This window comes from Corynebacterium sp. ACRPS, from assembly GCF_022346005.1.
Lineage (GTDB): Bacteria > Actinomycetota > Actinomycetes > Mycobacteriales > Mycobacteriaceae > Corynebacterium.
Genome location: NZ_JAKRMY010000013.1, coordinates 1 through 22,519, shown reverse-complemented (window position 1 = coordinate 22,519; position 22,519 = coordinate 1). Strand labels below are relative to the sequence as shown.

General features: G+C 58.2%; 20 protein-coding genes, 1 tRNA gene, 1 other RNA gene and 3 pseudogenes. 12 read left to right on the top strand and 13 right to left on the bottom strand.

What is annotated here, in order from left to right:
- Positions 1–4: 4 nt before the first annotated feature.
- Positions 5–1,342 (bottom strand): glutamine synthetase family protein, encoded by a 1,338-nt coding sequence (locus tag MHX65_RS08765; RefSeq protein ID WP_239269722.1) that lies wholly within the window; start codon positions 1,340–1,342, stop codon positions 5–7.
- 195 nt (positions 1,343–1,537) lie between these two features.
- On the opposite strand from MHX65_RS08765, the gene MHX65_RS08760 reads away from it, so the two are divergent.
- Both MHX65_RS08760 and MHX65_RS08755 read left to right on the top strand, forming a co-directional pair.
- Positions 1,538–2,578 (top strand): DUF2786 domain-containing protein, encoded by a 1,041-nt coding sequence (locus tag MHX65_RS08760; protein ID WP_239269721.1) that lies wholly within the window; start codon positions 1,538–1,540, stop codon positions 2,576–2,578.
- A gap of 174 nt (positions 2,579–2,752) precedes the next feature.
- Positions 2,753–4,510, top strand: a complete 1,758-nt coding sequence (locus tag MHX65_RS08755; RefSeq protein ID WP_239269720.1) for a CYTH and CHAD domain-containing protein — start codon at positions 2,753–2,755, stop codon at positions 4,508–4,510.
- Positions 4,511–4,572: 62 nt separating this feature from the next.
- On the opposite strand, the gene MHX65_RS08750 is transcribed toward MHX65_RS08755, so the two are convergent.
- On the bottom strand, positions 4,573–4,767 hold the full coding sequence (locus MHX65_RS08750; protein WP_023023202.1) for a hypothetical protein: 195 nt from the start codon (positions 4,765–4,767) through the stop codon (positions 4,573–4,575).
- A 251-nt stretch (positions 4,768–5,018) separates the two neighbouring features.
- Between MHX65_RS08750 and MHX65_RS08745 the strand changes: the two genes are divergently transcribed.
- Positions 5,019–6,293: a galactokinase family protein gene (locus MHX65_RS08745; RefSeq protein WP_239269719.1), complete on the top strand. Its 1,275-nt coding sequence runs from the start codon at positions 5,019–5,021 to the stop codon at positions 6,291–6,293.
- Positions 6,294–6,296: 3 nt separating this feature from the next.
- Here MHX65_RS08745 and rnpB read toward each other — a convergent pair.
- The 4 genes from rnpB to MHX65_RS08725 all read right to left on the bottom strand — a co-directional run bounded on the left by rnpB (position 6,297) and on the right by MHX65_RS08725 (position 9,785).
- Positions 6,297–6,750: RNase P RNA component class A (rnpB, locus tag MHX65_RS08740), an RNA gene on the bottom strand.
- Between the two features lie 15 nt (positions 6,751–6,765).
- Positions 6,766–7,926: a bifunctional RNase H/acid phosphatase gene (locus tag MHX65_RS08735; RefSeq protein ID WP_239269750.1), complete on the bottom strand. Its 1,161-nt coding sequence runs from the start codon at positions 7,924–7,926 to the stop codon at positions 6,766–6,768.
- Complete coding sequence (locus tag MHX65_RS08730; RefSeq protein WP_239269718.1) at positions 7,923–8,642, bottom strand: zinc ribbon domain-containing protein; 720 nt, start codon at positions 8,640–8,642, stop codon at positions 7,923–7,925. Before MHX65_RS08730 ends, MHX65_RS08735 begins: the two co-directional genes overlap by 4 nt.
- Positions 8,643–9,785 carry a Nif3-like dinuclear metal center hexameric protein gene (locus MHX65_RS08725; protein WP_239269717.1) on the bottom strand — a complete coding sequence of 381 codons (1,143 nt, stop codon included), beginning with the start codon at positions 9,783–9,785 and terminating at the stop codon, positions 8,643–8,645.
- A gap of 93 nt (positions 9,786–9,878) precedes the next feature.
- Here MHX65_RS08725 and MHX65_RS08720 point away from each other — a divergent pair, with 93 nt between their 5' ends.
- Together MHX65_RS08720 and MHX65_RS08715 are read left to right on the top strand one after the other, a co-directional pair.
- Positions 9,879–10,370, top strand: a complete 492-nt coding sequence (locus MHX65_RS08720) for a low molecular weight protein-tyrosine-phosphatase (protein ID WP_005285561.1) — start codon at positions 9,879–9,881, stop codon at positions 10,368–10,370.
- 10 nt (positions 10,371–10,380) lie between these two features.
- Positions 10,381–11,328, top strand: coding sequence for an SURF1 family cytochrome oxidase biogenesis protein (locus MHX65_RS08715; protein WP_239269716.1), 948 nt, complete (start codon positions 10,381–10,383; stop codon positions 11,326–11,328).
- On the opposite strand, the gene MHX65_RS08710 is transcribed toward MHX65_RS08715, so the two are convergent.
- The 4 genes from MHX65_RS08710 to MHX65_RS08695 form a co-directional block, all read right to left on the bottom strand.
- A complete protein-coding gene (locus MHX65_RS08710; protein WP_239269715.1) occupies positions 11,325–11,693 on the bottom strand; it encodes an SNG1 family protein in 369 nt (122 codons plus the stop codon). The genes MHX65_RS08715 and MHX65_RS08710 overlap by 4 nt on opposite strands.
- Positions 11,694–11,788: 95 nt before the next feature.
- Complete coding sequence (locus MHX65_RS08705; RefSeq protein WP_237791676.1) at positions 11,789–12,118, bottom strand: hypothetical protein; 330 nt, start codon at positions 12,116–12,118, stop codon at positions 11,789–11,791.
- Between the two features lie 310 nt (positions 12,119–12,428).
- Positions 12,429–12,504, bottom strand: a tRNA-Val gene (locus tag MHX65_RS08700).
- A 67-nt stretch (positions 12,505–12,571) separates the two neighbouring features.
- Positions 12,572–12,970: a DUF3052 domain-containing protein gene (locus tag MHX65_RS08695; RefSeq protein ID WP_005278208.1), complete on the bottom strand. Its 399-nt coding sequence runs from the start codon at positions 12,968–12,970 to the stop codon at positions 12,572–12,574.
- A 358-nt stretch (positions 12,971–13,328) separates the two neighbouring features.
- On the opposite strand from MHX65_RS08695, the gene aceE reads away from it, so the two are divergent.
- The 4 genes and pseudogenes from aceE to MHX65_RS08675 form a co-directional block, all read left to right on the top strand.
- Positions 13,329–16,073 carry a pyruvate dehydrogenase (acetyl-transferring), homodimeric type gene (gene aceE / locus MHX65_RS08690; protein ID WP_239269714.1) on the top strand — a complete coding sequence of 915 codons (2,745 nt, stop codon included), beginning with the start codon at positions 13,329–13,331 and terminating at the stop codon, positions 16,071–16,073.
- A gap of 153 nt (positions 16,074–16,226) precedes the next feature.
- A complete protein-coding gene (locus tag MHX65_RS08685) occupies positions 16,227–16,526 on the top strand; it encodes an acyl carrier protein (RefSeq protein WP_239269713.1) in 300 nt (99 codons plus the stop codon).
- Positions 16,523–17,311 (top strand): HAD-IIA family hydrolase, encoded by a 789-nt coding sequence (locus MHX65_RS08680; protein WP_239269712.1) that lies wholly within the window; start codon positions 16,523–16,525, stop codon positions 17,309–17,311. The genes MHX65_RS08685 and MHX65_RS08680 overlap by 4 nt, the downstream gene beginning before the upstream one ends.
- 246 nt (positions 17,312–17,557) lie before the next feature.
- Positions 17,558–17,956 (top strand): annotated as a pseudogene (locus MHX65_RS08675) (transposase); the annotation flags it as partial.
- A gap of 45 nt (positions 17,957–18,001) precedes the next feature.
- On the opposite strand, the pseudogene MHX65_RS08670 reads toward MHX65_RS08675, so the two are convergent.
- Positions 18,002–19,219 (bottom strand): annotated as a pseudogene (locus MHX65_RS08670) (IS3 family transposase).
- A gap of 29 nt (positions 19,220–19,248) precedes the next feature.
- Between MHX65_RS08670 and MHX65_RS11625 the strand changes: the two are divergent.
- Together MHX65_RS11625 and MHX65_RS08665 are read left to right on the top strand one after the other, a co-directional pair.
- Entirely contained in the window at positions 19,249–19,455 is a 207-nt protein-coding gene (locus tag MHX65_RS11625) for a PadR family transcriptional regulator (RefSeq protein WP_349819893.1), read from the top strand.
- Between the two features lie 134 nt (positions 19,456–19,589).
- On the top strand, positions 19,590–19,961 hold the full coding sequence (locus tag MHX65_RS08665; protein ID WP_239269710.1) for a hypothetical protein: 372 nt from the start codon (positions 19,590–19,592) through the stop codon (positions 19,959–19,961).
- Between the two features lie 40 nt (positions 19,962–20,001).
- Here MHX65_RS08665 and MHX65_RS08660 read toward each other — a convergent pair whose 3' ends face one another.
- Complete coding sequence (locus MHX65_RS08660) at positions 20,002–20,439, bottom strand: hypothetical protein (RefSeq protein WP_239269709.1); 438 nt, start codon at positions 20,437–20,439, stop codon at positions 20,002–20,004.
- Between the two features lie 316 nt (positions 20,440–20,755).
- Here MHX65_RS08660 and MHX65_RS08655 point away from each other — a divergent pair, with 316 nt between their 5' ends.
- Entirely contained in the window at positions 20,756–20,896 is a 141-nt protein-coding gene (locus MHX65_RS08655) for a hypothetical protein (protein WP_239269708.1), read from the top strand.
- A 38-nt stretch (positions 20,897–20,934) separates the two neighbouring features.
- Here the strand turns inward: MHX65_RS08655 and MHX65_RS08650 are convergent.
- Positions 20,935–22,462 (bottom strand): annotated as a pseudogene (locus MHX65_RS08650) (IS1634 family transposase).
- Positions 22,463–22,519 lie beyond the last annotated feature (57 nt).

Below are 22,519 nucleotides of genomic sequence, written 5' to 3'. Positions count from 1 at the left end.
TCTCCTAGAAGTTCAGGTTGTTGCGCAGCTCGACTGTCGTAATTTGGCGCTGGTAATCGCGCCATTCTTCCCATTTGGCGCGCAAGAAGAACTCGAAGACGTGCTCGCCCAAGACCTCTGCCATAAATTCGGACTTTTCGAACTCGCGCAGGGCCTGATCCATGCTGGAGGGAAGATCCTTATACCCCATGGCCCGGCGTTCCCGGTGGGTGAGCTGGTGGACATCGTCTTCTGCGGGATCGTCTAATTCGTAGCCCTCCCGGATGCCCCGCAGCCCTGCGGCGAGGATGACGGCATAGCCCAGGTATGGGTTCATGGAGGCATCGATGGAGCGGATTTCCACCCGGCGCGATTCTTCCTTGGTCAGGCGGTACGTAGGCACGCGCACTAGGGCGGAACGGTTCTGCACACCCCACGTGGCCGAGCCCGGCGCCTCATTGCCAAACATCAGCCGCTTATAGGAGTTGGGCCACTGGTTGATAATGGGGCTCATCTCCGTAGAGTGCTCCAAAATCCCGGCGATGAATTGCTTAGCGGTGTGTGAGAGCGAAAATTCATCGTCCGGATCGTGGAAGGCATTGGACTGGCCTTCAAACAGGCTAAAGTGCGTGTGCATTCCTGAGCCCGGAAGGTCCTCAAAGGGTTTGGGCATAAACGTTGCCCGCACATCGGAATCCGTGGCCACCTGCTTAATAACCCGCCGGAAGGTCATAATATTATCCGCCATGGTCAGCACATCGGCGTGGCGGAGATCGATTTCCTGCTGGCCCGGCGCGGTTTCGTGGTGGCTAAATTCGGTGGCGATGCCGAGTGATTCCAGCGCAAGCATGGCGCGGCGGCGAAATAGCGGCGCGGTATCGTGCGTCGCTTGGTCGAAATACCCGCCATTATCGGTGGGGACCAAGTCTGTCAGTTCCTTGCTGTGTTCCAGCAGGTAGAACTCAATTTCTGGCGAGGCCATGCAGGTAAATCCATCATTGGCGGCCTCGGTGACCTGGCGGCGCAGGATATGGCGCGGATCTACCACAGAGGGCTGGCCGTCTGGCTGCGCAATATCGCAGAACATGCGCGCCGTTTGCAGGTCCGGTTCGTTGTCATCAAAGGGCAGGATTTGGAAGGTGGAGGGATCCGGCAGCGCAATGGTGTCTGATTCCGAGATGCGGGAAAACCCCTCTACCGACGAGCCATCAAAGCCAATCCCCTCCTCAAAGGCGGATTCGAGTTCGGAGGGGCTCATCACTACGGATTTGAGGGCGCCCATGATATCCGTGAACCACAAGCGGATAAAGCGGATATCGCGTTCCTCAACGGTGCGTAAGACGAATTCGTGTTGGCTATTCATGCCCTAAACCTTACCGGCTCACCGCTAGCCAGTGTGCAGTTCATTAGTCAATTTCCACATGGTCAGATTCGCAGGTCGGCAGAGTATTCAGGGGGTAGCAAGCGGGGGTTAATGCAGCAGGTACGGCTTCGTGGACGTGCTTTGCTAGTGGGGCAAGCGAACACCTGTACAACCTTTCTAAAGGAAGAAACTAGTATGACCTCCCACGTTGATGAACTTTCTGCCAGCGTTATCGATGCCGTAGTTACTGCCGCCCAATACGGGTGGTCCCCGGACGATTTGTGCCACGTCCTGGGCGCTTATTCCTATCCCCTCATCTACCGCGCTAGCCCGCACGTACCTGCCCGCATCACCTCACCCGCGCTACGCAAAGCGTGGCTGCAATTAGAAGCACCGCAAGAAAATTTCATTCCCCGCGATAAGATGCGCGCCATCATGAAAGAGCTGGTGCACCTGCCGCGTCTGCGCGATACCGAGCTTTTGTCCGGCGGCGAACTCAGCCAGGCCGATGGCTCTAGCGACAAGCAGGATAAAATCCGACAAAAGGTCTTGGGGCTATTGCGCAAGGCCGAGTCCACATCCTTTGCAGAAGAGGCAGAGGTGCTTATTTCTAAGGCCCAGTCGCTGCAGCAGAAATACCGCATCGAAGATCTCTTAACCGTGGACCAGCCCCGCCTCATTTCCCACCGCGTGCACGTTCACCCGCCATATATCAAGCACCAGGTCACATTGTTAGGCACCATCGCCAATGCCAATGGATGCACCACCCTCCTCATCCACGAAAAGGGTCTTGCCTGCATCATCGGCGCGCCCGAAGACGCCGCCCACTGCGCCGATCTGTTCTCCTCGCTGAACCGCCAATGCGATTGGTACATGCGCAATAGCGAGGGTGCCGAGTTTGCACGCGCGACACAGACCACCGCGTCCTATCGCCGGAGCTTCCGGCTTTCCTATGCCGCCCGGATCGGGGAGCTGCTGGAGTTGGCCAATGAAGAGGGCATCGAAGAAAAACTCGATGAATCTCCCTATTGCAGCCACCACGCAGAGCTCATCGCCACCCAGACGCTACCTGCGCTCCAGGCGCGCACCGATCATGCTGTGGAAACCCGAGACCGCCTATTTCCCAATCTGACCACATCCTCGCTATCCATGAATAGCCTGCATGGCATCACTGATGGCATCACGGCTGCGGATAAGTCTCACTTGGGTGGGCCTGCCACTGGCATCGATTCTTAATACCGACGGCCCCTCACCCCGCGGCTTCTTCTGCCCGCTTTCAGCCCATGGTGCCGGCTGCGCATTTCTACCTGTGCGCACAGCAAACGCTGCGAAATTTTTCAGGCGCGTGCTGCTCGTCACGGGTAGGATCACAGGTGAAATTAATTGTTGTAAAAGCTTAAGGGTATGTGAATGTCAACACAGACTTTCCTGGAAGTAGAAGCGAAATTCGCCGTAGCAGAATCGACTCAACTGCCTGAACTCACTCGACTCGAATCCGTTGACCATATTGCAGAAACGCGCCACCACGCTCTATCCGCCATCTATTACGACACAGAAGATTTGCGCCTAACGCACGCCAAAATCACCTTGCGCCGCCGCACCGGCGGCAATGACGATGGCTGGCACATCAAGATCCCCAGCGAGGGTGGCCGGACCGAGCTCCATGCCGAGCTGGGAGAACCGGTAGACGGCAAGTACGAGGTACCCCAAGAGCTGGTACGGCAGGTGCGTTCCATCGTTCGCCACAACGAGTTAAACCCCATCGCGCAGGTGGATAATAACCGCACCGAGATGCTGCTTGCGGATGAGCACAATAATCCTGTCGCGGAATTTTGCGATGACCACGTCACCGCCTTTTCCTTCCTGCCCGGCGGGCAGCAGCAATCCTGGCGCGAATGGGAAGTGGAGCTTGCCGGTGAGCTTCCAGGCACCGAAGAAGGAAGCCACTTCATTCGCCGCGCCACTTCCCTTCTCATCGGCGCTGGGGCTCGCGTTTCCTCCTCCCCGTCTAAGTTGAAGTCAGCCCTGGGAGATTCCTACAACAATGCTCCCCTACCGCCAGCACTCGTAACCCCGGATGTTGACGAGGATTCCCCGGCAGCCGCAGTTATTACAGCGCTGCAAGCCAACCGGGACAAGCTCATTGATTACGATCCGCGCGTTCGCCGCGATGAGTGGGACTCGGTGCACCAGATGCGCGTGGCCACCCGCGAGCTGCGCAGCCACCTGCAGACTTTTCACGGCATTGTCGTCGGCCCACAGATTGAGAAGATCGAAGCCGACCTCAAAGAACTCGCCGGCATTTTGGGCGTAGCCCGCGATGCAGAGGTCGTGGAAGAGCGCTGGCAAGAGCTCTTGGAGTCCGAGGACTCCGATACCTTGGATGCCGCCACCCGCGAACACATCTCCCGCGACATGGGTACCGCCTACCGCCGGGCGCACCGCAGGGTTGTCGCCGCGCTAAATTCTGAGGAATACCTCGAATTGCTCGAGTCCCTCGACCGCCTCTTGGCGGATCCCCCAACGGCCGGTGCCCAATCTGCAGAAGATGCCGACGGCGAGGACGATTCCGCTACCGTGGACGCGGACGGGGATACGTCTGAGGATGCAGCCGAAAGTTCAACCGATGAATCTGCGGAAACGCACCCCGCAGAGGAAGAATCGGCCGCTGAAAAGAAGACGGAAAAGTCACCTTCCACCGGCGATGCGGAAGCCGAGGACGTCGATGCCGTCATGGCACGCCACTTGGAAAAGGCCTATAAGAAGCTAGTCAAGCGGCATAAGAAGGCCGTGGACAATTGGGATAACGCGGAGCTTTCGCTGCACGAGCGCGAGGATTATTTCCACGATATGCGCAAGGCTGCCAAGAAACTGCGTTACGCAGCAGAAGCAGCCGGTTCCGCAACGAAGCTAAAGACCAAGCGCCTATACAAGGCCTGCAAGAAGATGCAATCGGTCTTGGGGGATTTCCAAGACTCGGTTACCTCACGGGATAAATTGCTAGAACTGGCCCACGCTTCGCACCGCCGCGGGGAAGATACCTTTGGTTACGGCCTGCTGTACCAGCGCGAACGCGCCATCGGCCTGGCCGCCTTGGATGATTACAACGAGTCTTTCAAGGACATCAAGGCCGCATTTAAGCCGCTGCGCAAGAAGCTGAAGAAGTAGCGCGCGGCAGCGGCACCAGCCGTGCCGCATTGGTAGCTGCTAGATGATGGTTGGGAAGTTAACTAGTCCCAGCCATCATCTTCTTTATCTGCAGCATCGGCGGCCTTGGTGCGAGCGCGCGCGATTTCTATGGCGTGCTCGGCCTCTTCGCGGGTGTCATAAGGCCCCATGCGGTTTTCCCAGCCGGACACTTTGCCTTTGCTAACTTCCTTGGTGGAAGGGTCGTAATACCACTTCTCATCTGCTGTAGTCGCCACGGTAGTCCCTTTCGTCTATATACTTTGGACAGCACGTGTGCGCTGCCCGCCTGTGGTTGGTGCCCACACTACCCATGCATGAAAACACGCGCCCGCTAGAATATGAGGGCAGTATTACTTTTCATGCCTCCCTTGCACCGTCAAGCAGAGCAAGGGAGCCGCTTTACCGGCTACTTTGTCCATGGCGCTTGACCGCGCCACGTAGCCGCGTGATTTTTATCCGCCGAATTGGAAAAGGAGCTTTTGCCTTCATGCCACTGTGGTCGACGCCTAAGTCCCCTATCGCTGAGCGCGTTGCACAACAACACGCTTCTATCGTGGGAACGGAGCCCACCCATGTCGCCAGCGCGCCCGCGACCTGGCCGCTCATTGGTGAGCATATCGATCATTATGGAGGCATCGTCGCCGCAAGCCTGTCGGATCTCCGCGCAGCGGCGGCCGTCAGTTCGCGCACGGATGGCATCGTTTCCGTCCACTACGTGCCGGCAATTGGGGAGCCTGCGCACGATTCCATTGGCCTGAAGGAGGTGGCTGCGCTCGCTGCGGCGCAACAGCCCACGACGGATTCGGAGGGGCAACCGGTCATTCCGCCCGCACCAGAAGGTGGGCTGGCCGCGCGCATCGGCGGCATCGTACACACCATGGTCAACCGCCAGTTACTGTCCAGGGAGACGGCTGGGGCGGATATCACCATCGTGAGCGATATCCCCAACGATATCGGCTTAGGCGCCGCATCGGCGGCGGATGTTGCCGTAGCGCTTGCCTTAATGGGCCCAACAGATAACCTCGACGCGCCCTTGCGCGTGCGCGTTGCGGATGTCTGCACGCAGGCGGTGACCACCTTTGCCCATAAGCCCGCCCTTCGCGCGCGCCACACCGCCGCGCTGCGCAGCAGTGGCGACGGTGTGTGCATCATCGACTATGCCGATGGCTCGGTCACCCACGCGCCCCACGTCGTGGACCAAGACGTGGTGGCCTTCGCCGTGGCGGTGCCCGGGAACACTGCGGAAGAACAGTCACAGGCAATTGACTCCATCCGCCAGCGCCAGCAGTTTGTCGATGATGCCTGCCATTCTTTCGGCACAGAGTCGCTGCGCTTATTGCCCGATGCTCAACAGCGCGTGGTGGAGTGGCTCCAGGCGGTGCACAAGGTCTACGGCGAGGAGGGCCGCCCCAGCATCAATGCGGCTACCGAGTGGATGGCATTTTATGAGGAAGAGACCTCCCGCGTGGAGCACTTCGTGCGCTACCTGCGCTCGCACCGCCGCAATGAGCTTTTCCCCATTGTGCTGCAATCGCAGGCCTCGCTGACCAATATCTATGGCTTCGATTCCGCAGAAAAACTCGCGGAGCTGGTCACGGTCCGCGGGGCGGTGGCCGCGCGCTCGGCGCATGCGGGGTTATCTAGCGCCGTTATTGCTTATGTCCCCAGCAACCGCGCGGAAAACTTCGCGGCGGATCTGGCAGAAGACGGTTTCCTGCTGGTGAATCTGGCCGCAGGCGAGCCAGCCAAGGTAGAAGATTAAGGGCGAATGAGCCGGCCTATAAGCCGGATTCTGTCTAACCGCGGCGCCCCATTAAACAGAACGCCGCGCGGCGAACATCCATCTAGACCAACCGTTGCCGGTTGGTTCCAGCAGCTACCTTCAGGCTCGAGCGAGCAGCCTTAAAACGCCTGATCGGGCTCTGCAACGTGGCAGGGCCGTGATGCCTTGCTCCCGGTGGGGTTTACCCAGCCACCGCCATCGCTGACGGTGCTGGTGCGCTCTTAACGCACCGTTTCACCCTTACCTTGTGCCCCCAACTTGGGCCGAAGCGCAAGTGGAGGCACAAGGCGGTCTACTTTCTGTTGCACTTGCCCGCGGGTCGCCCCGGGTTGCCGTTAGCAACCACCGTGCTCTGTGGAGTCCGGACTTTCCTCGGCGCCCACGTAGCAGCACCAACGCTGCCCGTTTGCGGCGACGCGATCGCCCGGCCGGCTCATTCGCGCTCTTTAGTCTAGCGCAGCCCCTCCAGGTGTCCCACATCGTTGAATCCATGCACCATAGAGCCGCCGTCCCAGAACTCAACGTCCGATAGCGCCGCCAGATCCAAAAACAGGTGTTGGAAGGTGGCAGGACCTGCGTTCAGGGCCTGGCAGAGGAAGGATTTGATGGGGTTGACGTGGCTGACAATCAGCACCGTCTTGCCGCTATAGCGCCGCTGCAATTCCTTGCGGACAGCCCGCACGCGGCGGTTGACGGCCTGCAGCGACTCCCCGCCGGGGCACGGTGTGGCGGCATCGTGGAGCCATTGCTCGTGGATCTCAGGATCGCGCTGGTGCGCTTCGGCCGCGGTCTTTCCTTCCCACTCGCCAAAGTCCACCTCGCTCAGGCCCTCTTCGGTCACTACCTCGATATCGCGGCCATGCGCGACGGCGGCAGCCGTTTCTTGGCAGCGCTTCAGCGGCGAGCACACGATAGCGTCGATGGTGGTACCGGCAAGGGCCTGCGCGGCGGCGAGCGCCTGCTTTTTGCCCAATTCCGTAAGCTCCGGATTGGCGCGGCCAGAGTATTGCTTGGCGGCAGACATTTCGGTTTGGCCATGGCGCAGCAAAATAAACCGGGTTGTATCGCCGCGCTCGCCCAACCAGTCGGAGGGATGCGGCGCGGAGGTATCCCACTCCTGCTCGCCCTTAGCTGGCTCGGCATCGGACGAGGATTCGGCGGCAGGCTCGTCGGTCTCGCTCTTGACGATGCCCACCTTGTGCCCCGCCGCGGCCGCATCCATCGCGTCATTGGATAGCGCATCCGCCACCTTGTTTTTCGCGCGCGGGACCCACTCGAGACTGAAGGAAGAAAAGCCGCCGATAAGCGTGCGAGCCTTAAGGGCCAGTTTTTGCATATCGGGGTGCTTGATTTTCCAGCGCCCGTTGATCTGTTCCACGACGAGCTTGGAATCCATATAGAACTCCACCTCGCTGGTACCGAGCTCAGAGGCGGCCTCGAGTCCGCGCAATAAGCCGTGGTACTCCGCCACATTATTGGTGGCCTTAGTACCTACCACATAGACGATTTCGCGCAGGGTGGTTGTGCCATCCGCGGCATAAACGACGGTGCCTGAACCGGCTACTCCGGGATTGCCGCGCGAGCCGCCATCTGCGTAGATGATGACCTTCATGATGCCAGGCGCACCAGGTAGGAGCCGCAGTCGCTGCATTGCGGCAGCTCATCGGCAGGCGCATTGCGCACGGCGTTTTTATCGGCGGGTGGCAAGACGATGAAGCAGCCGCCGCAGGCCCGGTTGGCCTTAAACTGCGCGGCGCCAACGCCGTTTTCTTGCCGCTGCGCGTCGTATTCCTCCAGGACATCGGAGGGCAGCTGTTCGCGCAAATCCGCGATGCGCACGGCGGGATCGGGCTGGTTATCCGCGGCCTCTTGGGCGGCGTCGGCGGCGCGGCGCAGCATTTCTAGCTTGCGCTCGGAATCCGAGACACGCGCGCCGTGGACGTCCAAGTTGGAGCGCAGCGCGTGGATCTCGTTGTGGGCTTCTTGCAGCTCACTCATTAGATCTGCGATGCGGGACTTGGTGGCGTAGAGATCGTGCTCGATGTCCTTGCGCTTTTCGGTATCCAATTCGGCACCGAGCTGGCCCTTGTCATCGCGTTCGCGCCGGCGCAGCTTGCGCTCATCGGCCTGGATGCGCAGGATTTCATTTTCCATGTCATCGACTGCCATCTGCGCGGAGCCGGAAGCATCGAGCAGGCGCTTGTGTTCCTGCTGCGCCTTGTCGTACTCAACCTTTTCTGGCAGCTCTTTTTCCCCGCCAATGCCTTGCGAGCGTTCCAGGTTGGCCAATTCCAGCAGTACCGGCTGTAGTTCTTGCGATAGTTTCACTTATGACTCCTTTGGGTGCGCGGAGATAGTCCACGGATCAGTGCGCAGGCTAATAATTTCCGTATCTAGTTCTAATGCTGCTTCTACGATATCGCTTGCTTGGGCCGTCCAGGGAAATTCGCTGGCCCAGTGGGCCGTATCGATGACGGCTGGTCCCCCGGCGCGCAGATGCTCGTCCACCGGGTGGTGGCGCAGATCGGAGGTGACATAGACATCGACGCCCAGCTTTGACGCAGCTGCCAGGAAGGAATCCCCGGCGCCAGACGAAACCGCCACGGTGCGCACGGTCTGCTCCGGGTCGCCGGCAGCCCGGATGCCCCACGCGGTCTCTGGCAGGGCGTTGGCCACCTGCTGCGTAAACTCCCGCAGCGTCATCTCGCGGGGCAGTTCGCCCACGCGCCCCAGGCCCAGCGCGGTATCAAGGTCGCCGTTTCCGGCCGTTTCCACGATGTCATAGGCGGGCACCTCATACGGGTGCGCCTCGTGCAGCGCCGCAATCAGCGTGGCCCGCAACGAGGCGGGAGCCACAAACTCCACCCGTATCTCTTCGCCGCGGTGCAGCTTGCCGATGTCCCCTTCTACCGGGTCCGCGCCCTCCTCCGGCTGGAATTGGCCTTTGCCTGCGATATCGAAGGAGCAGTGAGAATAGGCGCCGATGTGACCTGCGCCGGCATCGAAAAGCGCCTGCTTTACCTGCTCCGCACTGCCGGTAGGAATATGCACTCCCCACTTATCGATGGTCTCTGGGGCCTCCGGCACGATGGGCCGCCCCGGAGTAATGCCCACGAGTTCCGCGAGCTTATCGTTAACCCCTGGACGGGCCTTATCGGCGTTGGTGTGGGCGGCAAAAAGCGCCACGCCATTTTTAATCAGGGTGTGTACGGCCTTGCCCTTGGGCGTGTCGGCCGCCACGGATTCCACGCCGCGCAGTAGCAGTGGGTGGTGGACTACCAACATATCCGCGCCGAGCTCAACCGCGCGGTCCGCAACCTCTTGGGTGCAGTCCAAAGCAAAGGCGACGGTGCGCACCTCGTCTGCGGGATCGCCGCAAATAAGGCCTACGGCATCCCACTTTTCGGCCAAATGGGGCGGATAGGCCTGGTCCAAAACGCGGCGCACATCGCCCACTCGCACAGCAGACATGGGGATACTCCTTTATGCTCGATTCTTGTAAATTACGCTAGTGCTATATCCTGTCTCCCGCACTACAGTACTATCTGCGCAAAGGGTTTTCGCATGACTGAATCTTCTTCTCACTCGGGTCTCTACCTCGTCTTTGTGTGCACCGGCAATATTTGCCGCTCGCCCATGGCCGAAATCATCGTGCGCGATGAAATGGAAGATGACATGCTGGATCTCCTCGCCACGGTGGATTCCTGCGGGCTCGGCGGCTGGCACGTGGGGCAAGGCGCGGATGAGCGGGCCGTGGCGGAGCTACGCCGCGCCGGACACGATGGCGCCTCCCACCGCGCATCCAAATTGGGCGAAGAGCACATGGACGCCGATCTCTTCATCGCGATGGATTCCGGGCACTATGATTCGCTCATCGATTTAGGTATCGAGCCCGCCAAGGTCCGCCTGATGCGCAGCTTCGATCCCAATTCCCCGGAAGGCGCCGAGGTCGCAGACCCCTACTACGGTACCGAAGAAGACTTCGAAACCGCGCGCAAGAATATCGAAGCCGCCGTCCCCGGCCTGCTGGATTGGATTCGCGAGAACCACGACTAGACTTGGGGGCATGCTAAAGACGTTCCTCAAGCCTGGCTGGGTGCTCATGCTGCTTTTCGTGGTGGCATTTTCCTACCTGGCCTTTAGTGTCCTTGCCCCGTGGCAACTGGGAAAGGACGATGACATTGTGGAGCGCAATGAAAACATCACCCACGCCTACGAGGCCGATCCGCAGCCGATTGACCAGGTCGTGGACGCTGACGGGGCCATCTCCGGCGATGAATGGTCCCGCGCCACTCTGAAGGGCCACTACCTGCCCGAGGATGAGGTGCTGCTTCGCCTGCGCCCCGCCGGTTCCGGCCCGTCCTATCAGTCCTTGGTTCCTTTCCGCACCGATGCGGGCCTGACCATGCTGGTTAACCGCGGTTGGGTCAGCGCTGAGGAGGGCAATGCGGTGCCGGATATTCCGCCCGCCCCCTCCGAGGAGGTAACGATTACCGGCATGGTGCGCTCGAATGAGGCCGAGCACAAAACCGCGCCCATCACGCAGGAGGGCTACCAGCAGGTCTATTCCATCCACACCGAGCAGGTGGGCTCGCTTATCGGTGCTGACTTAGGCCAAGACTATATCCAGCTCTCCGAGGACCAGCCGGGAGTCCTCAACGCCATGCCCATCCCGCAGCTCGACCGCGGCAACCACCTCTCCTACGGCTACCAGTGGATTGCCTTTGGCATCATGGCCCCGCTGGGTTTGGGCTACTTTATTTGGTCCGAGATTCGCGAGCGCCGCCGCCTGCGCGAAGAAGAAGCCGCCATGCAGGCCCTCGACGCGGATGCAGAATCGCTTGCCGATGCCCCAACCTCCAACGGCGAACCTGGCACCGCTGCCACTGCCGCTGCCGATACCAACACCGATCCGGCACCTCTCGCCACCGAGCTGCGCAACCGCTCCCGCTACGGCGATTCCAAGCCGGACCACTACGCCAAGCTGAAAAAGCGCCGCCGCGAGCGCTACTAACTTTCCGAGCTCACCTGGCCCGCACTCGATTCTGTATCGCTGGCAGACCGGTCCCACATGAGTAATGCGAAGCCTACTGCTATCCAGGCCGCGAATACCCACCACGCGTGTCCTGCGCCTTGGCCATCAAAATAGGACAAGGAACGAACGAGGTACCCCGTAGCGCCAATGGGCATCCACTGCCCCAAGGTAACCCAGCCAGCAGAGAGCAACCATGGTCCGGTGGCTAGGCCTGAGAGTGGGTTGTCAAGGAAGATAGTCAGCACCTCGCCAATTCCCACACCTGCGGTACCGATCACCGCAGCTAGGCCTGCCGTGAGCAATGAGGTGGAAAGAATACCCAGTGCGATGGCCAACCATTCCATACCAAAATTGAAGTGCCCCGAGTTTGAGAGTGTCTAATGGTTTGTGTGTAGGTTCCCAACCTGCATAAGGAGATAAGCCGAACAGGGACCTTCCGTTAGTAGACATTTGACTCGGCAACTACTTCATCAGAATCGGGACCAAACAAAACAATTCTTTGTTCTATGGAGCTAGCAACTACTTCAAAAAGTCGCGCAGCCGCTCCAGTATCAGTTTGTTCATAAACATCGACAACCGTTTCATATTCGTCGATATCTGGTTTCAAATCCCAAAAAGCAGTTACATAAGCACCACTAGGAGTGTTAAATCTGTAAGTTTCCTGGGAATCATCATCAGATTTTAGGTTAAGGCACTCTCCAGCTGTATCGAGAATCTTAATTACTCTAGCCAGCCGAGCATCAGTAACAAAAGCTATACTTTCCGCCACGTTTCCGTTTCACCGCCTTATTATCCTGTGAAACAGCAATTATTTCCTAAACGCGATCATACGGTCCTGACCCCGGAAAGTGGACACACCAAGCAGCACAAGCCACCAACGGCCGTGGAGACGACCGACCAGCATGTTTCAACAGCGGCATCGACTCTAGCTACAACCACTCTATGGGAATATACAAAGGTCACATGCTCTAAACCACACACCCCACCAACACAAAATGTCATTTAGGCCGGATGCCGCATGGTTGTAGTAAAAATGTTAAAGACCCCCTCTTCGATTTCTCGAAAAGCGGGGTCTAATTTGGTGCGGCCTGAGGGGATCGAACCCCCGACCTATTGGGTGTAAACCAATTGCTCTTCCAGCTGAGCTAAAGCCGCATGCGCCCTTGCGCTGTTATGTACAGTAGCGCAGGATTGTGAAGCTACACAAATCAGCTGGTGAAGGCTATTTTTTGGTGTAGCCGCGCTGTACCAGGCAGGAACCCTGCCACTCGCCAAAGCGCTCAGCTTTGGTCTGCACCAAACCGGCTAGCTGCGCCGATTCGGAGATGAGACCAGGCTCGACGGTGCCCGGCTTGCCGGCACCCGGAGTCAGCAACCAGACGGAGCCATTGTCTGCAAGCGGCCGACTGGCATCCACCAAGCCGTCCACGAGGTCACCGTCTTCCTCGCGCCACCAGAGAAGGACTACATCGCACAGCTCATCATTTTCCTCTTCGAGGAAATCCTCACCGAGTACGGCTTCGATCGATTCAGAGATTGTGTTGTCACAATCCTCGTCCCAACCAAGCTCTAGAGCGATTTGCCCTTCCTTGATTCCGAGCTTGACTGCAGCGTCAGCCACTATGCATTTCCTTCCTTATCCGGTGAATTCTTACTCACGCCCGGCCCGCGCTTAACGCGGAGGGCGTGTGTTATTACATGTAGTTTAACGTCCCAGGGCGTCTTTTACTTGCTATAGCACCCCTTTCCCCCAATTTGCAGGCCCTTTTCTGCTCACACCGACGTCTGTTTTGTGGGAGAACTAGCGCCGTTTAGGGGCCTACTACCCACGTTTGCACACCGGGTGAGGGAGGCAAACCGCAGGTGGTAGGGGGTGCATCGGCAAGCACGGCGTTTTATCCGGGATAGACTCCCACTCGTGATCTGGGAACGCGTATCGTAGGAGATAAACTCTGCAGACCCTTTATTAGGAGGTTTACATGGCCGAGAAGGACCCCGCCAAGGGCGATTCCAACTTCCCGCTTATCCGCGATGGTGTTGCATCGTACCTTCACGACAGCGACCCAGAAGAAACTCGCGAGTGGATGGATTCCCTCGATGGTCTGCTGGACCATTCTGACCAAGAGCGCGCGCGTTACCTGATGCTGCGCCTTCTGGAGCGCGCCACCGCCAAGCGCGTGGAGCTTCCCTCGTTGACGTCGACGGACTTCGTCAACACCATCCCCACCAACATGGAGCCGGAATTTCCTGGCGATGAAGAACTAGAAAAGCGCTACCGCCGCTGGATCCGCTGGAACGCTGCCATCATGGTGCACCGCGCACAGCGCCCCGGCATCGGCGTCGGCGGCCACATCTCCACCTACGCGGGTGCCGCCCCGCTGTACGAGGTTGGCCTCAACCACTTCTTCAAGGGCAAGGACGATCCTTCAGGCGGCGACCAGGTCTTCTTCCAAGGTCACGCCTCCCCGGGCATGTACGCCCGCGCCTACATGGAAGGTCGCCTCTCTGAGGAAGACCTCGACGGCTTCCGCCAGGAAGTCTCCCTCGGTGAAGGCAAGGGTCTGCCCTCCTACCCGCACCCGCGCCTGATGCCATGGTTCTGGGAGTTCCCCACCGTGTCCATGGGCATTGGCCCGATGAACGCCATTTACCAGGCACGCTTTAATAAGTACCTGGAAACCCGCGGCATCAAGGACACCTCCAAGCAGCACGTCTGGGCCTTCTTGGGCGATGGCGAGATGGACGAGCCAGAATCCCGCGGCCTGCTGCAAACCGCTGCGCTGTACGAGCTGGATAACCTCACCTTCGTGATTAACTGCAACCTGCAGCGCCTCGACGGCCCAGTGCGCGGTAATACCCAGATCATCCAAGAGCTGGAGTCCTTCTTCCGCGGCGCCGGCTGGGACGTCATCAAGGTCATCTGGGGCCGCGGCTGGGACAAGCTGCTGGACAAGGACACCGAAGGTGCCCTCGTCAACGTCATGAACACCACCTCTGACGGTGACTACCAGACCTTCAAGGCTAACGACGGCGCTTATGTGCGCGAGCACTTCTTCGGCCGCGATGAGCGCACCGCAAAGCTGGTAGAGGACGTCTCCGATGAGGAAATCTGGGCGCTGCGCCGCGGCGGCCACGACTACCGCAAGGTCTACGCAGCGTATGCCCGCGCCCTGGAGAACAAGGGCTCCGGCAAGCCGACCGTCATCTTGGCCCACACCATTAAGGGCTACGGCTTGGGCCACAACTTCGAGGGCCGCAACGCTACCCACCAGATGAAGAAGCTGACGCTGGAGGATCTCAAGAACTTCCGCGATAAGCAGGAGATTCCCTTCTCCGATGAAGAGCTGGAAAAGGATCCTTACCTGCCGCCGTACTACCACCCGGGCAAGGACTCCCCGGAGATCAAGTACATGTTGGAGCGCCGTAAAGAACTCGGCGGCTTCCTGCCTGAGCGTCGCACGGACTTCACCCCATTGGAAGCACCTTCCTTGGACAAGCTGCGCTCCGTGCGCAAGGGCTCTGGCAAGCAAGAAGTCGCTACCACCATGGCCTTGGTGCGCACCTTCAAGGAGGTCATGCGCAATAAGGAACTGGGCAAGCGCATCGTGCCCATCATCCCGGATGAGGCCCGTACCTTCGGCATGGACTCTTGGTTCCCCACCATGAAGATCTGGAACCCGCGCGGCCAGAACTACGTGCCGGTGGACCACGACCTAATGTTGTCCTACCGCGAGGCCACCGATGGCCAAATTATGCACGAGGGCATTTCTGAGGCCGGTGCGGCAGCATCCTTTACCGCCGCCGCTACCTCGTATGCCACCCAGGGCGAGGCCATGATCCCGCTGTACATCTTCTACTCGATGTTCGGCTTCCAGCGCACTGGCGATGCCTTCTGGGCCGCCGGCGACCAAATGGGCCGCGGCTTTATCATCGGTGCTACCGCCGGCCGCACCACCCTGACCGGTGAGGGCCTGCAGCACATGGATGGCCACTCCCCTGTCTTAGCAGCCACCAACCCGGCGGTCATTTCTTATGACCCAGCCTTCGGCTTCGAGGTTGCCCACCTGGTAGCCCGCGGTATCGAGCGCATGTACGGCGAGGACAACGAGCCGGTCATGTACTACCTCACCGTGTACAACGAGCCGGTACACCAGCCGGCCGAGCCGGAGAACTTGGACGTGGAGGGTCTGCACAAGGGCATCTACCACTTCAATACCGCCGAAAAGGGTTCCACCCCGGCCAATATCCTGGCCTCGGGCGTTGGCGTGCACGAAGCTCTTCGCGCACAGAAGATGCTGGCTGAGGACTACGATGTCAAGGCATCGCTGTTCTCCGTGACCTCCTGGAACGAGCTGGCCCGCGACGGTGCTCGCCGCAATAAGGAAGCGCTGCGCAAGGGCGAGGAGCCTTCCGAGGCATTCGCTACCTCCCAGCTCAAGGACTTCGAGGGCCCATTCGTTGGTGTCTCGGACTTCACCACCGAGCTGCAGGAACAAATTCGCCCCTACGTCCCAGGTACCTACATCACCTTGGGCACAGACGGCTTCGGCTTCTCCGATACGCGCGAGGGTGCCCGCCGCTTCTTCAACAACGACGCGGAATCCATCGTCGTCGCCGTGCTCGATGGCCTTGCCCGCGACGGCAAGATTGAGCGCTCCGTCGTAGAAAAGGCGGCCTCCGAGCTGCAGTTGGATGATCCAACTGCACCTAATAGCGGCGAGTAATATCGCCCGCACCTCCGCCATGGAGATGTAGCTCAGGCGCTTCCGGCTTAATGCTGGAAGCGCCTGAATTATTTTTCACCCAATCCCCCTAACCAGTACCGCGTGAGCCTATTTCTCCTATGTCACGCACCAATCGCTACTACACTGGTCACTATGGCAAATGACCTCAGTGCCCAATTGCAGGCAAAGTTTCAGGGTTCTGCTCCGGATAAGAACCAAAACCAGGCTCGTGATACGTTGAGCGAGCTCATCGCCCTCATCGTCAAAGTCACCGGAACCGAGGCCGAACTTGGCAGGGACACCGCGCTTTCCGATGTCGGCGTGGAATCCCTCGAGCTTATAGAGCTCACCGTGCGTGCCGAAGAGCTCTTTAAGGTACGGCTTACTGAGGAAACAATGCTTAACTGCGAGACCATCGGCGATATCGCTGACTATTTGGAGGACCACCAATGATTTCTTACCTATCCGATATGGACGGCGTACTCATCAAGGAAGGGGAAATGATCCCCGGCGCTGATAAATTCATTCAAACGCTGAAAGATAACGACATTGAGTACATGGTGCTCACCAATAATTCCATGTCCACCCCGCGCGACTTGGCGGCACGGCTACGCAATACCGGACTTGATATTCCGGCCGAGCGTATCTGGACCTCCGCCACTGCGACGGCAAACTTCTTGGCCACCCAGGCCAGCTCCAGCAAGGCCTACGTCGTGGGAGAGTCCGGTCTGACTACTGCGCTGCACGAGGCCGGTTGGATCCTCACCAACGATGACGCCGATTTTGTGGTCCTTGGTGAAACCCGCACCTACTCCTTTGAGGCGATTACCACCGCTATCAACCTCATCCGTAATGGCGCCCGCTTCATCGCCACGAACCCAGACGTTACGGGTCCTGCTCCCGAGGGCGTGCTCCCAGCAACCGGCGCGGTGGCCGCATTGATCACCGCCGCTACCCACCGCGAGCCCTACTACGTGGGAAAGCCTAATCCTGTCATGATGCGCTCAGCGCTCAACCACATAGGCGCGCACTCTGAGAACACCATCATGATTGGTGACCGCATGGATACCGATGTGAAGGCGGGCTTAGAAGCAGGTATGCGCTCCATTTTGGTGCGCTCCGGCATTTCCGATGACCGCGAAATCTCCCGCTATCCTTACCGCCCAACCGCCGTGTTTAAGTCGGTTGCAGATATTCCCGATAAGATCATGGATCCCTTCGCCGACGAGGAATCTTAAGCGATGCCCCGCCGCGCTACCTAAGTCGTGCGGCGGGGCACATGTGGATTCGCTCGAGCCGATTCCATTCGAGCCAACTAACTCGTACGTTTTAGCTAGAACTGTGATGTCTAGTGACTTTTTGGACTCGGAGTCCATTGACTTTTTGGACTCGGAGTCCAGTTAGTTTTTTGACGCGGAGTCCAGGAAGTTTATGGACAGGATGTCTAACTACTTTTTGGACTCTGGCTTCTTGACAATGTGGGGATGGCAATTCCCATTACTCTCCGCAAGAAGATAGCGGATTTCGACCCCATCCGTGAGGGCATCACGGTCCAGCAGTTCTGCAAGAACATCGGCGTATCGAAGCAGACGTACTACAACATCAAAGCACGTATCGCCGAACGCGGGCGGGCTGGCATCGTGCCGGACAGCACGGCACCGCTGAACCCACGACGGGTCTACGATGACAAGATTCGACAACAGGTCCTGCAAGCTCGCGGTACGTTAAAAGCCCGCGGCCAAGACTGCGGCCCATGGTCAATCTTCTACTTCTTCCTCGACGAACTCGGCTACGACCAACCACCGTCACGAGCTTTAATCGCACAATGGTTGCACGAGGCTGGCGTCGCTGACATCAATGCACGTAAACGACCGCGTAAGTCTGGGGTTGCCCGCAAATCGTGGACACGTAGTGGAGCTACCTAGTGGTTAGGCAGCGATTTCTTTTCTGCTGGTGGTTAGGCTGGTGTGGTTTTCGAAGTCGACGGGGCTGACCATCCCGAGAGCGGAATGCCGGCGTCGACGGTTGTAGACGACTTCAATCCAGTAGGCAACGGCCTTGCGGGCAGCATCGCGGGTGGCCCAGCGCTTCCGGTCGTAGAACTCGGTTTTCAGCGTCGACCAGAACGACTCGGCCATCGCGTTATCGAAGCACACCCCGGTACGCCCTACAGATTGAGCAATGCCCAGGTTGCGGCACACCTCCCAGAGCTTCTCGCTGGTAAATTGCGTCCCACGGTCGGCGTGAAACACCAGCCCGTCAGGAACGTCACCGCGGAAGTGTATGCGCCATCCGTAGGGCCCTTTCGACCAGGGAAGTATCTTGCACGCTATCCATAGCCCAGCCCAGTACCCTGCGGGAATGACCATCGCGGACCGCACATAAGTACAACCAGCCCTCGCCGGTGCGCAGGTAAGTAATATCTGACATCCACACCCGGTTAAGCTCACCAGCATCAAACATGCGCTTGACCAGGTCAGGAAGACTTGACTTACGTTTAGATTGAATCGTTGTCACGGGCACAAAAGCACGCGGTGAAATCCCTTCAATTCCCATCAGACGCATCCGCTTGGCCACAGTCTTACGATTTACACTGATCTGGTAGCGCTCGGCGAGTTCTGCGGTAATCCGCGGGGCACCATAGACCTCGTCGGAGTCTTTCCAGATCTGATGAATCTTGCGATCAACATCATCGTAAAAAGATGTCCGATCATCATTACCGGATAAGCGTTTCTGCTGTATATGGGCCCATTTGTAATATCCAGACCGAGACACCTTCAACAAGCGCGCCATGCGCTTGATACTGAAATTCGCCTTCTCCTGCTGCATCAATTCGAACTTTTCTGATCGCGTTGCTGTGCGGCGAAGAAGGCTGTCGCTTTTGACAAAAACTCGTTATCCATCTTGGCTTCTGCCAGCTCACGACGCAGACGAGCGTTCTCAGCACGAAGATCCGCCTCACTTAGCCCATCGGAGGATCCTCGGCGTTGACGCTCATTTTTCACCCACCGACCTAAAAGGCCAGGTGCGACACCAATCTCCTTAGCCACATGAGCAATCGGGCGTTCTGACTCGATTACCAGGTTCGCGGCTTCACGCCGGTACTCCGGCGTGTATTTCTGACGTTGTTGACTCACAATGAACATCCTCTCTTACGGACACAAAATCCGCACTAATCGGGTGTCCACTAAACGAGGGTAACCTCAATACCGTAAGCGCCTTTCTTCCGGTATTTGTCTTAGCGTGTGTCGGCACATCGCCTGCGCATGGGTATGAAATACGGAGGCGTCTCAGTGAAAGTGGGTTTGGTGACTTCAAGGGTGGAACCATTTATCCACTGCTGAAACGCATGGAAGAAGCTAATCTAATCTCTTTCAAGTAGGATATTCCCGATAGAGGCGCTGCGAGAAAGGTGTATTCCTTAACGATGTCAGGAGAAAAAACTCTCCAAACAGAGCTAGAAAAACTAGAACGCTTACTGATTCTGATGAAAGTACTTTAGAAAAGGATGAGAGCATGAACGAAAACGACGTATATCTGGCGAAATTGTCAAAAGAGTTGAAAAGGCATAGCGTTTCAACCTCGGAGATGCAGCATACACTAGCAAGAGTTCAAGAAACTTTAGAACATTCAGGCTCAACACCGGTTGAAGAATTTGGAACTCCCGAGACATACGTTCGAGCCCTCTACCCGGACCGAGAGCAGCAGAAGTACTACCTATTCACATTGGTGGGACTTATTTTGGGAGCCGCAGGATTCGCTATGTTACATGTATATTTCCACAATCAGGGTATGCAAGAGACAATGGAAGCCCTATGGAAATTCACTCCTCTGCTTGCCATCCCGCTCGGGATGCTGGTTGATTTTACTCGATACTTAAGAGCATGACCGGGTAGCCTTCCATGGCGCCCGGCCATAAAGGTTTCCGTTACAGAATATAGGTGGAAATAAACTCCCAAATAGCAGACGCAGCTATGCCACTGAACAAGTTCTTAATCCATGCTGGAACTGATGCATCCCACCAATTAACGAATGCGTCCTTTCCTTCTTTGGCTTTAGATACGACTTTGTTGTACCACCCTTTATTGATCTTCTTGAGGGCCGCAAGAGCAGCCTTGATTATTGCTGATATCTTTCCCTGTTCCTCGGCTTCGGGAGTGCCCGAATTCTGCTTGATCTGAACTTGCTCAACCGGAACTCGTTCGATGGAATTAGTGCGTGATGGGCGCTCCCGCGTTTCCGTCGCGTTGGACACGGAGGCCGTGGAGATGGACTCCTGGGCTGAAGCAACCACCGGAACAGCGAAGATGAGTGAAGCAGTTAGGGCACCTGCGATTGACTTGCGGTAAAACTTCTGAAGTGACATAGATAACTTTCTGGGATTCGGTTTGCAATGAAATCAGGGCTTTCGCCATAAGGCCCCCTGAGGAAAGTTATTACAGAAGCGGTCATTTAAGAATGTTTAGTTCTGTGAAGGATACGAAGGTATCACTTAGGGGAGATTCGGTTGATTTCTACGGCGGTCGGCTGTACAACCGGCCATTTCATGGGTGTGAAGCACTTTCTGAGGGGTACTGGGTTTGTGACGGGCATGGACTTACATAGGAGATACTTGGCCCATAACTGTTGCGAAGTACGATCAGGATACCTGTGAGCGCGCGTTAGGCTTGTACTGCGAGGCTGTGGCCGAAGATGGTGCCACGAAGTCCGGTGCACGCCAAAAGATCGGCGGGATATTCGATATCAACCCAGCCACACTGCACAAGTGGATCCGCAAAACTAAGGCCACCACTGCACAAGCAATGGCGAAATCCCAGCAATAAAAAGACACGGAGCTTGCTCAACCCCGACTTAGGCCATATTAGTGCACACCTTGGTTCCCTGAACTCAGCCGTCCCAGCAGTTCCGTGACGTCATCAGGTACCGGTGAAGCAGCATGGATCGTCTGCCCCGCCACCTGCCCTGGAAGGTCCGGTACCTCCGCAACGTCCGCACCAGCCGCTTCAACGACAACCCCGAGCGCTCCTCCAGCAGATGCCCCACAGCTATCGCCGCCATCACCACACTTAGGTGCGCCTCGATGGATTCCCGCTTGTGGTGGTAGATCGGCCAGGCCTCGAGATCGGACTTCGACATCCGAAACGCCTTCTTAAATCTTCAACAACTGCCGGTAGGCGTGGATCACCTGTTCGGCAGGCAGATCCACCCGGGACGTCTGGTACCCCTTGAGCTCGGCCAGGGCCTTGTTCTTGGTCACCAACGCCCAGTTGACCTGCTTATTCGGCGCCTTGAGATCCACGAACCGGTTGCGCTTGACCGGCAACTTCCCGGCCACGGCCTTCTCCGCTTTGGCGACCTGCTCATCAATACCCTTCAACGTGCGGCGTGCTCTGTCCCAGGAGTACCGGTAGTAGGTGACCGAATGCGGCACACCGCCTGGGCCACGGCCCGTCCGGTCGGCTCACGTCCAGATCTGCTGGTCCTCATAGTCCTGGCCGGGGTTGTTCTTGCGCCACTGCGCCACCGGATAGGGGATGTCGTTGAATTTCACTCCGAGGATGCAGTGCAGGCCGGCCTCGATGATCGAGGCCTTGTTGCCGGCAGAGAACATCCCGGCGTCGACGACAACGGTGACCTCTTCCACGCCGTAGGCGTCCTGGACGTTTCTGATCATAGGAAACATGGTGCGTGTTTGAGCCATGTTCCCCTCAAACGCACCCACGGCCAGCGGGAAGCCCCGGGCATCCGCCAGCAGGCCGACGGTGATCTGCGGCTCGAGCCTGCGTTTTTGGAAAAGCCCGGCTTGCGGAACTTATCGCCCTCATCGGTTTCAAAGTACACGGTAGTCACGTCGTAAAGAACCAGGACACCGGGTCCGATCCCGGCATGGTTCGCGCAAGCCTGGGTAAGCCGGTCGCGGAAGTCGTCGGTGGCGTAGGCCGGCAGGTGTCGTTGGATGGTGCGGTAGCTGGCGAAGGCCACACCGAGTTCCGCCAGTGTCTCAATGCTGTCGACCTTCGATCCTGCCTGCACGATCCGGGCGGTGACGAGGTCAAAAACACCTGATCATCCCTGGTGGCCTCATCGAAACCCAGCTCGCTGTACGCGGCACGGATGACCTCGAGGAGGCGGCCGGCGCGCTCGGAGGTAATCGGCACCGGCGCATCGGCGGATCCGCTGCCGGCGGGTGTGGTGTCCACACCAAGATCCAGGCTCACCTGGTCGCCGTCAAGAAGACACTGGTCCTAGGCCTAAAGCAGTGCAAGATCTTCGTCAGTGTGCGCCGAACCGAGATGTTTCATGGTCTTGGCGCCGCGTTTCTGCGAGTACACGACCTGCACGGCAGTCGACCCGAAGGCGGTGCGCACGGTGCGGATATACGGGCTCATGAAAATCAATCTAACCGCCCACCCCCAAAACCAACCCCCTAAGGCCCACATTACAAC